Raw genomic sequence first — 10767 nt, forward strand, 5'->3', positions numbered from 1 at the left:
GGTTACAGGCCAGATTTCAGGCTGGCTTCCAGGTATTCGTCGATATCACCGTCGAGCACCTTGTCGCAGTCACTGCGTTCGATGTTGGTACGCAGATCCTTGATCCGCGACGCATCGAGTACATACGAACGGATCTGGTGACCCCAGCCGATATCCGACTTGGTGTCTTCCAGCGCCTGGGAAGCCGCGTTGCGCTTCTGCATTTCCTGCTCGTACAACTTGGCCCGCAGCATTTTCATGGCGGTGTCCTTGTTCGCGTGCTGGGAACGTTCGTTCTGGCAGCTGACCACGGTGTTGGTCGGTACGTGGGTAATACGTACGGCCGAGTCGGTGGTGTTTACGTGCTGACCACCGGCACCGGAGGAACGGTAGGTGTCGATCCGCAGGTCTGCCGGGTTGATCTCGATTTCCACCTTGTCGTCGATTTCTGGCGAGACAAACACCGCGGAGAACGAGGTGTGGCGACGGTTGCCGGAGTCGAACGGGCTCTTGCGCACCAGACGGTGCACGCCGATCTCGGTACGCAGCCAGCCAAAGGCGTATTCGCCCTTGATGTGCACGGTCGCGCCCTTGATACCGGCGACTTCACCGGCCGACAGCTCCATGATGGTCGCGTCGAAACCGCGTTTGTCGGCCCAGCGCAGGTACATGCGCAACAGGATGTTGGCCCAGTCCTGGGCTTCGGTGCCGCCGGAACCGGCCTGGATATCCAGGTAGGCGTTGTTCGGGTCCATTTCGTGGCTGAACATGCGGCGGAATTCAAGCTTGGCGAGGTTTTCCTCGAGACGGGCCAGCTCGGCGACGACATCGCCCACTGCGCCTTCGTCGTCTTCCTCGACGGCCATGTCCAGCAGGTCGCGGCAATCGCCCAGACCGGTGTTCAATTCGTCGAGGGTCTCGACGATCTGCGCCAGCGCAGCGCGCTCGCGGCCCAGTTCCTGGGCGTATTCAGGTTTGTTCCAGACAGCCGGATCTTCAAGCTCGCGATTGACTTCAGTCAGACGCTCATGCTTTTGATCGTAGTCAAAGATACCCCCGAATAGTTTCGGAGCGCTCGGACAGGTCCTTGATGGTGTTAAGGATCGGGTTGATTTCCATGGCGGGCAGCACTCGTTGGCGAACTTTTGAAAGCCGACGAGTATAACGACAAACGGCTGATAACGGCAGTCCGCTTGGCCGATTGTGCTATGTGCCACTTGCCTGGAGCTGCGAGCACCCACCTGTGGCGAGGGGGCTTGTCCCCCGTTGGGCTGCGAAGCGGCCCCAATACAGGCTATGGAGTTCTAACTGAGAGGAAACGCCGTTCTTAAACGGGGCTGCTACGCAGCCCAACGGGGGACAAGCCCCCTCGCCACAACAGCCCCTCAACCACAAAGTGGGTGGCAGGAATTATTCGATACCCACCTGATTGCGCCCATTGTGCTTGGCCAGGTACAGGCCCTTGTCCGCCGACGAGATCAACTGCCGACAATCGGTGCCCTGCACCGGGGTCATGGTCGACAGGCCGATGCTGATGGTCAGGCTCGCCCCTTCGGCCGGGCTGATGTGCGGGATTTTCAGCGCAGCCACCGCCTGGCGCAGTTTCTCGGCCACCAGCCGCGCACCGCCCGGCGAAGTGTTGGGCAGCACCAGGGCAAACTCTTCACCGCCGTAACGCGCCGGCAGGTCCGAGGGACGGCTGCTGGCGTCACGAATGGTCGCAGCGACCTTGCGCAAAGCCTCATCGCCTTCCAGGTGGCCAAAACTGTCGTTGTAGGTCTTGAAGAAGTCCACGTCGATCATCAGCAACGACAGTTGGGTCTGGTCACGCATGGCACGGCGCCACTCCAGTTCCAGGTATTCGTCGAAATGCCGGCGGTTGGACAGCCCGGTCAGGCCATCGGAGTTCATCAGCCGTTGCAGCACCAGGTTGGTGTCCAGCAGTTGCTGTTGGCTGACCCGCAGCGCGCGGTAGGCCGCGTCCCGCTGCAACAGGGTCATGTAGGAGCGCGAGTGGTAGCGGATGCGCGCCACCAGTTCGATGTTATCCGGCAGCTTGACCAGGTAGTCGTTGGCCCCGGCGGCAAACGCCGCGCTCTTGATCAGCGGGTCTTCCTTGGTGGAGAGCACGATGATCGGGATGTTCTGCGTCGCCGGGTGATTGCGGTATTCGCGCACCAGGGTCAGGCCGTCGAGGCCCGGCATCACCAGGTCCTGCAGGATCACCGTCGGCTTGATACGAATCGCCTGGGCAATGGCCTGGTGCGGGTCGGCGCAAAAGTGGAAGTCGATATTGTCTTCATGGGCCAGGCCCCGGCGTACGGCTTCGCCGATCATGGCCTGGTCGTCGACGAGCAACACCATGGCGGCGTTTTCGTCGGTCTTGAAGTCGTCGAGCTGTAAATCATTCATTTGCAGTCACCTGAATTACTACCTGCAGGCCAGGACAGCGTGTGATATCGGTCATTTTGCGAATACCTCCAGCAATCGTGGCGCAATTCTGTCCAATGGGCGAATTTCAACAGCCGCGTCGATCGCCGCTGCCGCTTTGGGCATGCCGTAAACAGCACAGCTTTGCTGGTCCTGCGCGATGGTCAGGTAGCCTTGCTGACGCATCATTTTAAGTCCCTGGGCGCCGTCACGGCCCATGCCGGTCAGCAGCACGCCGACGGCATCACCGCTCCAGTAACTGGCGACGCTCTCGAAAAACACGTCGATGGACGGCCGGTAAATCTCGTTCACGGGCTCGGCGGTGTAGGCCAGCGTCCCGTTCTTCAGCAAACGAATGTGATGGTTGGTGCCGGCCAGCAGCACCACGCCGCTTTGTGGCGGCTCGCCTTCCCGGGCCAGGCGCACCGGCAGGCCCGAGGCACTGCTCAGCCATTCGGCCATGCCGGCGGCGAATACCTGGTCCACATGCTGCACCAGCACAATGGCTGGCGAAAAGTCCCGGGGCAAGCCCTTGAGCAGGGATTCCAGGGCAGCCGGACCACCGGCAGACGAACCGATGGCCACCAGACTCTGGCGCTTGCCCATGGTCCGCTGGGGCGCAGGCTCGGCCCGCACCCGATTGCCACGCTGGCCGATCAGCCAGCCAATGTTAAGGATCTTGCGCAGCAGCGGCGCCGCTGCGTCCTTGGGATTGCCCACGCCCAGCGCAGGCGTGTCGACCACGTCCAGGGCGCCGTGGCCCATGGCTTCGAACACGCGGCTGACGTTGGCCTGGCGGTCGACCGTTACAATCAGAATGGCGCAAGGGCTCTCGGCCATGATCTGCCGGGTGGCTTCCACGCCGTCCATCACCGGCATGATCAGGTCCATCAGAATCAGGTCGGGCGTCAGCTCGGCGCAGCGTTGCACGGCCTCCAGCCCGTTGCTGGCGACCCACACCACTTCATGGGCCGGCTCAAGGCTCAACGCCCGGCGCAAGGCCTCCACGGCCATGGGCATGTCATTGACGATCGCAATCCTCATGCCCGGGCTCCTCCGATCAGTTCCACCACCGCATCCAACAGCGCGTCGTCATGGAAGCTGGCCTTGGCCAGATAATAGTCGGCGCCGGCGTCCAGACCGCGGCGACGGTCTTCTTCACGATCCTTGTAGGAAACAACCATCACCGGCAGCGATTGCAGGCGAGTATCTCGGCGCAAGAGTGTGACCAATTCAATACCGTCCATACGAGGCATATCAATGTCAGTGATCAACAGGTCGAAGTCTTCGGAGCGCAGCGCGTTCCAGCCATCCATGCCATCGACCGCCACGGCCACTTCATAACCGCGATTAAGTAACAATTTGCGTTGCAGCTCGCGCACGGTCAGTGAGTCATCCACCACCAGAATACGCTTGCGCGGGGCTTCCAGGGTTTGCTGGGTGCGCCGGGCGATACGCTCCAGACGACCGGTATTCAGCAGTTTGTCCACCGATCGCAACATGTCTTCAACATCGACAATCAGCACCACCGAGCCGTCATCCAGCAATGCCCCGGCAGAGATGTCCTGGACCTTGCCCAGCCGGTCATCCAGGGGCAGCACCACCAGCGTGCGCTCGCCGATAAACCGTTCCACGGCAATCCCGTAGACCGCGTCGCGCTCGCGGATCACCACGACCTTGAGGGTTTCCTGGTTGCCCTGCCCGGGCGGGCGCTGCAGCAACTGGCTGGCGGCCACCAGCCCGACGTGCCGGCCTTCGTGCCAGAAATGCTGGCGACCTTCCAGTTGCACGATGTCGTCGGGTTCCAGGTCGCACATGCGCTCGATGTGGGCCAGCGGGAAGGCGTAGGCCTCTTCGCCCACTTCCACCACCAGGCTGCGCACCACCGACAGGGTCAATGGCACTTCCAGGTGGAAGCGACTGCCCTGCCCCGCCGTCTGCTCCAGCACCACAGCGCCGCGCAACTGGCGCACCATATGCTGCACCGCGTCCAGCCCGACACCGCGCCCGGAGACCTCGGTGACCTTGTCCCGCAGGCTGAAACCTGGCAGGAACAGGAACGTCAGCAGTTCCTCTTCGCTCAGGCGCAGGGCGGTTTCCAGCGGCGACAAATGCCGGTCGACGATGGTGCCGCGCAGGCGCTCAAGGTCGACACCGTTACCGTCGTCGCTCAATTCCAGCACCAGCAACCCGGCCTGGTGCGACGCCCGCAGACGGATCAAACCTTCAGCCGGTTTGCCCGCCAACAGGCGCTGTTCGGGCATTTCGATGCCGTGGTCGACGGCGTTGCGTAATAAATGGGTCAGCGGCGCTTCGAGCTTTTCCAGCACGTCGCGGTCGACCTGGGTTTTCTCGCCTTCAATTTCCAGGCGTACCTGTTTACCCAGGCTGCGGCCCAGGTCGCGGACCATCCGCACCTGGCCGGCCAACACGTCGGCAAATGGCCGCATGCGGCACGCCAGCGCGGTGTCGTACAAGACTTGGGCACGCTGCCCGGCCTGCCAGCCGAACTCATCGATCTCGGCGGTTTTTTCCGCGAGCAGCGCCTGGGCTTCGCCCAGCAGGCGGCGGGTGTCGGCCAGGGCTTCCTGGGCTTCCAGGCTCAAGTCGACGGTCTTGAGGTGGCCGTCGAGGTTTTCCAGGGCTCGGGCACTGTTGCTCTGGATGCGCTTGAGGCGCTGCAAACTGGCGAGGTAAGGCTTGAGCCGCTGGGTTTCCACCAGGGATTTGCTGGACAGGTCCAACAGGCTGTTCAAGCGTTCGGCGGTCACCCGCAACACCCGCTCACCGCCTTCGGTCATGCGCTTGTTCTGGCGTGGCAGCTCGGCACTGACGGCTGGCGCGGGTTCAGGCTCCGGCGGCAAGGTCAGCAGCGCTTCCATCGACAGTTCAGGTTCTGGCGCGGGTGTTGGCGGTGGCATTGGTGCAGCGGGCGGCGCGACTTTTTGCGACGGGTCGAGCAAACGTTCCATCAGCGCCACGTAGGCTTCGATGTCCGCCGGGCCCACGGTGTTGCCCGGCGTGGCGATGCGCATCAGCAAATCGGTGCCTTGCAGCAACGCGTCGATATGCTCGGGCAGCAGGTACAACCGGCTTTCCTGGGCGCTGACCAGGCAATCTTCCATCACGTGGGCGACGCTGACACCGGCGTCCACCCCGACAATGCGTGCCGCGCCTTTCAGGGAATGGGCGGCACGCATGCAGGCTTCGAGCTGGTCGGCCTGGGTCGGGTTGCGCTCCAGGGCCAGCAGGCCGGCGCTGAGCACTTGGGTCTGGGCGTCGGCTTCCAGGCTGAACAGTTCCAGCAGCGAGGCGTCGCGCATCTGGTCGGGGGTCATGTGAGGCTCCGGGTCACGGCAGACAACAATTGCGCCTCGTCCAGCCAGCGCAGGCTGCGGCCTTTCCATTGCAACACGCCCTGGGTGTAGCGGGCGCTGGCCTGGGTGCCGGAGGCGGATGCCGCGCTCAAGGTGCGTTCATCAATGGCATGGATACCGTCCACTTCGTCCACCGGTACCACCACCGGGCCGTCCTGCGCCGCGATGATCAGCATGCGCGGCATGATTCGTCCGCCACTTGGGCCGTTGCTGGTGCCGTCCAGCCCGAGCAATTCCACCAGAGACAGGCACGCCACCAGCGCGCCGCGCACGTTGGCCACGCCCAGCAAGGCGCGGGAACGCTGGTGCGGCAAGGAATGGATCGGTTGCAGCGGCGCCACTTCCACCAGGCAACGGGTGGCGATGCCCAGCCATTCCTCACCGAGGCGGAACATCAGCAGTGAACGGGTGACGACATCGCCCTCGACGTCCGGCGTCGCCACCGGCCGGTGATCGTCCTGCTGCAAGGCATAGCGGTCGAGCAGGCGCGTGGCGGCGGCGGAATACACCGAACAGTTGCGACAGTGGATGTGTTCGGCCAGCAACGGGCAGGATTTGTCACCGTGAATACCGATGCGGTTCCAGCAGTCGTCGATGGCCTGGTTGTCGGCCAGGGTCAGGTTCAGCGCGGGATCCAGGGTCATGATTTACGCTCACTGTCAGCTCGCTCGCTGCGCGCGGCACGGGCCTGCAACCGGCGGGCACCGGCGACATCGCCCTGGGACTCAAGCAACGCGGCCAGGTGCATCAAGGCCTGCGGGTGCTGGGGTTCCAGGTACAAGGCTTTTCGATAATAACCCTGGGCTTCCAGGGCGCTGCCGGCCACATCGCTGAGCAGACCCAGCCAATAAAACACCTGAGCCGCCGGCGGGTGGCTCTGCAAATAGCGCTCGCAGGCCGCACGGGCTTCCAGGCTTTTGCCTTCATTGGCCAGGGTCGCGATCTGACTGAGCAGATCGGCGGCGTCCGACTGTGCGGGCGGGGGTTTGATCGGCAGTACCTGAGCGCTGACCGTGCTGAATGGCCGCGGCCTGGTCGGGATCGGCGCGGCGCTGCGCTGGGGGATCGGTGCGGGCATCGGCACAAATACCGGCTCAGGCGCAGGTGACGGGTGGCGACTGAAGGCAAAGGACTGCGGCACACCAATCGAACGCATGCCCAGGCGCCCCAGCAGGCTGCCTTCAGCGGGGCCGATAAACAGCACACCGTCGACGTGGGTCAGACCCTTGAGCACTTCAAACACCTGCCTCTGCGTCGGCTGGTCGAAATAGATCAGCAGGTTGCGGCAGAACACAAAATCGTAGGTGGGCTCGTTGGCCAGCAGCCTGGGGTCCAGCAGATTGCCCACTTGCAGGCGCACTTGTTCGCGCACCCGCTCGGCAATCAGGTAGCCGTCGCTTTGCTCGCTGAAGTAGCGGTCACGGAACTCGATGTCCTGGCCGCGAAACGAATTCTTGCCATACACCCCACGCCGGGCGCGCTCCACCGACAGCGGGCTGACGTCCATGCCCTGCACCTTGAACTGATGCGGCGCCAGGCCAGCGTCGAGCAAGGCCATGGCAATCGAATAGGGTTCTTCGCCGGTGGAGCACGGCAGGCTGAGGATTCGCAGGGCGCGCATCTGCTTGATGTCGGCCAGGCGTGCCAGGGCCAGCCGGCCCAGGGTGGCGAAGGATTCGGGATAACGAAAAAACCAGGTTTCGGGGACGATCACCGCTTCGATCAGCGCTTGCTGCTCGTCGGTGGAGGCCAGTAGCTGCTGCCAGTATTCGTCTGCCGTCTGCGCATGGAGCGCCAGGCTGCGCTGGCGTACGGCGCGCTCGATGATCGCTTCGCCCACCGAGGCAACGTCCAGGCCGATGCGTTCTTTAAGAAAGTCGAAGAAGCGTTGATCACTGCTCATCAGCCCTCCTCGCCCGCGGCAAACAGCAGCGCCTGCACGTCGGCGGTCAACAGGTCGGCCACGCCGATCCACTGCATCAAGCCGCGCTCGTCTTCGCGCACCGGGCCCAGGTACGGAGCCTGGCGGTTGTCCAGGCCATAAGGCTGGAACTCTGCCGGATCGCACCGCAGGGTGTCGGTAGCCTGTTCGAGGATCAGCCCCAGCCAGCGTGCGGGGATGAGCGCATCCGGCTGGTAATTGACCAGCACCAGGCGCGTGCTGGTGCGGGCCTGGGCCGGTGTGCCGAAGGTCAAGGCACTGAGGTCGATGACCGGCACCATCGCCCCGCGATGGGCAAAGATCCCGGCCACCCAGACAGGCGCATGGGCGATGGGCTTGAGCGGCAGGCGCGGCAGCACCTCGGCCACTTCCGTGGCCTTGAGGGCATACCGTTCGTTGCCGATGTGAAACACCAGGAACAGCGCTTTTTTCACTGCCGCAACGGCACCGCGTTTAGCCGCGAGGTCGCTCATCAGACTTTGAAACGCGACACGCCGCTGCGCAGGCCGACCGCGACCTGGCTCAGCTCATCGATGGCAAAGCTGGCCTGGCGCAACGACTCCACGGTCTGGCTGCTGGCGTCGCCCAACTGCACCAGCGCATGGTTGATCTGCTCGGCGCCGGTGGCCTGGGCCTGCATGCCCTCGTTGACCATCAACACCCGCGGCGCCAGCGCCTGCACCTGGTGGATGATCTGCGACAGCTGCTCGCCCACCTGCTGCACTTCGAACATGCCACGGCGCACTTCTTCAGAGAACTTGTCCATGCCCATCACCCCGGCCGACACCGCCGACTGGATCTCGCGCACCATCTGCTCGATGTCGTAAGTGGCCACGGCGGTCTGGTCAGCCAGGCGCCGCACTTCGGTGGCCACCACGGCAAACCCGCGGCCGTACTCACCGGCCTTCTCGGCCTCGATGGCGGCGTTGAGGGACAGCAGGTTGGTCTGGTCGGCCACCTTGACGATGGTGACCACCACCTGGTTGATGTTGCCGGCCTTCTCATTGAGGATCGCCAGCTTGGCGTTGACCAGGTCAGCCGCGCCCATCACCGAGTGCATGGTTTCTTCCATACGGGCCAGGCCTTGCTGGCCGGAGCCGGCGGCGACCGACGCCTGGTCGGCAGCGGTGGAGACTTCGGTCATGGTGCGGACCAGGTCCTTGGACGTGGCCGCGATCTCCCGCGAAGTGGCGCCGATCTCGGTGGTTGTCGCCGCCGTTTCAGTGGCGGTGGCCTGTTGTTGCTTGGACGTGGCGGCAATCTCGGTGACCGAGGTGGTGACCTGTACCGAAGACCGCTGGGCCTGGGACACGAGGGCGGTGAGCTCGGTCATCATGTCGTTGAAGCCGGTTTCCACCGCGCCGAATTCGTCTTTGCGTTCCAGGTTCAGGCGTTTGCTCAGGTCACCGGTGCGCATGGTTTCGAGGATGTCGACGATGCGTTTCATCGGCGCCATGATCGCGCGCATCAGCAGCAGGCCGCAGAGGCCGGCGGCCAGGATCGCGAGGATCAGCGAGACGCCCATGCTGATTTTTGCGGCGGACACCGCGTCGTCGATGGCGTTGGTGGCGCGGTCGGCGACGTCTTTGTTTTCGGTGATGATGTCATTGAGCTTCATGCGGCCTGCGGTCCAGGTCGGGGTGAGCTCGGCGTCGAACTGCTTGCGGGCGGCGACCACGTCACGGTTCTGCAGGCGGTCGAGGACGCCGGACAGGGCCTTGTTATAGGCCTGGTGCAGGGCTTCGAATTTATCGAACTCGGCCTGATCGTCGCCGCCGTTGATGGTCGCTTTGTAATTGGCCATCTGGGTGAGGATGCGGGCTTCGAACGACTTGAATTCGGCCTTGTCGTCGTCGGTCAGGCCCTTGTCTTCGCGCAGGCCAATGATGTCGAGGGTTTGCAGGTAGCTGTCGACCCAGGCGCTGCGGATCATCGAGCTGAGGTACACCCCGGGGACTGCGTCGTCACGGACGGATTCTTCGCTGAGTTCGATCTTCAGCAGGCGTGAATACGAGACCACTACCATCAGCAGCATGATCGCGATGATGACCGCAAAGCTCGCCAAAATCCGTTGGCGCAAGGTCCAGTTCTTCACAGTAATTCCTCGAGGGCCATTCAAATGGAGGGGAGTATAGCTGAGCGGGTGGCATCATTAATCAACGGGTTGTGGGATCTGGGTCACGCCGTGGGGGATTTTTTTTGGGGGGGGCATATCCATTGCTGCGGTCAGGGCGGCTATTGGTTCCGCTCTTACAGCGGGTCACTTTTGGAAAAGAGCCCCAAAAGTAACCAAAAGGGCTCTTGCCCCACCACTCGGCACCTCGCTCAGGCTCGGTGTGCCCTCACTCCGGCTTTGGAGCGTGGGCCGCCGCGATGGGCCATCCTTGGCCCAGCGCGGCTAACCCGGCGTCCTGCCGGGTTACCCACGCTCCAAAGCCTGCGTTCGGCCAGCGTGGTTTAACGGGGCGCCTAAGATCAAGATCAAAAGCAGATCAAGAGCACAGCGGCCTACAGGCCGGCTTGAGTGGTGTGAAGCAAAGGCAACATCAAGATCAAAATCTAAAGCGGGCACGGTCAAATGTGGGAGCTGGCTTGCCTGCGATGCAGACAACTCGGTACATCAGACACACCGAGGTGATGCCATCGCAGGCAAGCCAGCTCCCACAGAAAAGCAGAGCTGCATAAGTTTCAGATTTGGTTTTCGCTTTGGCTTTCGCTTTTGATCTGGCTTCTACCACTCAAGCCGGCCTGTAGGCCGCTGTGCTGTAGATTTTGATCTTGATCTGGCTCTGACTGCCCCAATAAGCCCGAGGCCGAACGTAGGTATTGAGGAGCGGGTAAACCGGCAGGACGCCGGTTTAGCCGCGACGGGGCAGGGACGCCCCGTCGCGGCGGCCCGCGGAGCAATGCCGGAGTGAGGGAACACCGAGCCTAGGCGAGGTGCCGACAGGCGGGGCAGAGCGTTTTGGTTACTTTGCCGCTTTTTGTACGGACCGGACACATGGTGGACACATGTACGGGGACATGGTTGACACATTA

8 protein-coding genes are annotated in these 10767 nt (G+C 63.0%); all 8 read right to left on the minus strand.

What is annotated here, in order from left to right:
• Window positions 1-2: 2 nt before the first annotated feature.
• Window positions 3-1098 (minus strand): peptide chain release factor 2 gene (prfB, locus tag P3C29_RS21010; RefSeq protein ID WP_141629576.1). Its coding sequence is split into 2 segments (ribosomal slippage): window positions 3-1025 and window positions 1027-1098, totalling 1095 coding nucleotides; the frame shifts between segments, so codons are not numbered across the junction.
• Between the two features lie 291 nt (window positions 1099-1389).
• Complete coding sequence (locus tag P3C29_RS21015) at window positions 1390-2391, minus strand: diguanylate cyclase (RefSeq protein WP_010176796.1); 1002 nt, start codon at window positions 2389-2391, stop codon at window positions 1390-1392.
• Between the two features lie 51 nt (window positions 2392-2442).
• Entirely contained in the window at window positions 2443-3453 is a 1011-nt protein-coding gene (locus tag P3C29_RS21020) for a chemotaxis response regulator protein-glutamate methylesterase (protein WP_169387206.1), read from the minus strand.
• The gene (locus tag P3C29_RS21025; protein WP_275965340.1) at window positions 3450-5747 is read right to left on the minus strand and encodes a hybrid sensor histidine kinase/response regulator; all 2298 of its coding nucleotides are present in this window, start codon (window positions 5745-5747) and stop codon (window positions 3450-3452) included. Before P3C29_RS21025 ends, P3C29_RS21020 begins: the two co-directional genes overlap by 4 nt.
• On the minus strand, window positions 5744-6430 hold the full coding sequence (locus P3C29_RS21030; protein ID WP_010176800.1) for a chemotaxis protein CheW: 687 nt from the start codon (window positions 6428-6430) through the stop codon (window positions 5744-5746). Before P3C29_RS21030 ends, P3C29_RS21025 begins: the two co-directional genes overlap by 4 nt.
• The gene (locus tag P3C29_RS21035) at window positions 6427-7689 is read right to left on the minus strand and encodes a CheR family methyltransferase (protein ID WP_275965341.1); all 1263 of its coding nucleotides are present in this window, start codon (window positions 7687-7689) and stop codon (window positions 6427-6429) included. Before P3C29_RS21035 ends, P3C29_RS21030 begins: the two co-directional genes overlap by 4 nt.
• Window positions 7689-8201, minus strand: a complete 513-nt coding sequence (locus P3C29_RS21040) for a chemotaxis protein CheW (protein ID WP_010176802.1) — start codon at window positions 8199-8201, stop codon at window positions 7689-7691. The genes P3C29_RS21035 and P3C29_RS21040 overlap by 1 nt, the downstream gene beginning before the upstream one ends.
• On the minus strand, window positions 8201-9823 hold the full coding sequence (locus P3C29_RS21045) for a methyl-accepting chemotaxis protein (protein WP_169387202.1): 1623 nt from the start codon (window positions 9821-9823) through the stop codon (window positions 8201-8203). Before P3C29_RS21045 ends, P3C29_RS21040 begins: the two co-directional genes overlap by 1 nt.
• Between the last annotated feature and the right edge of the window lie 944 nt (window positions 9824-10767).

The organism is Pseudomonas sp. 1912-s (assembly GCF_029269205.1).
Taxonomy (GTDB): Bacteria; Pseudomonadota; Gammaproteobacteria; order Pseudomonadales; family Pseudomonadaceae; genus Aquipseudomonas.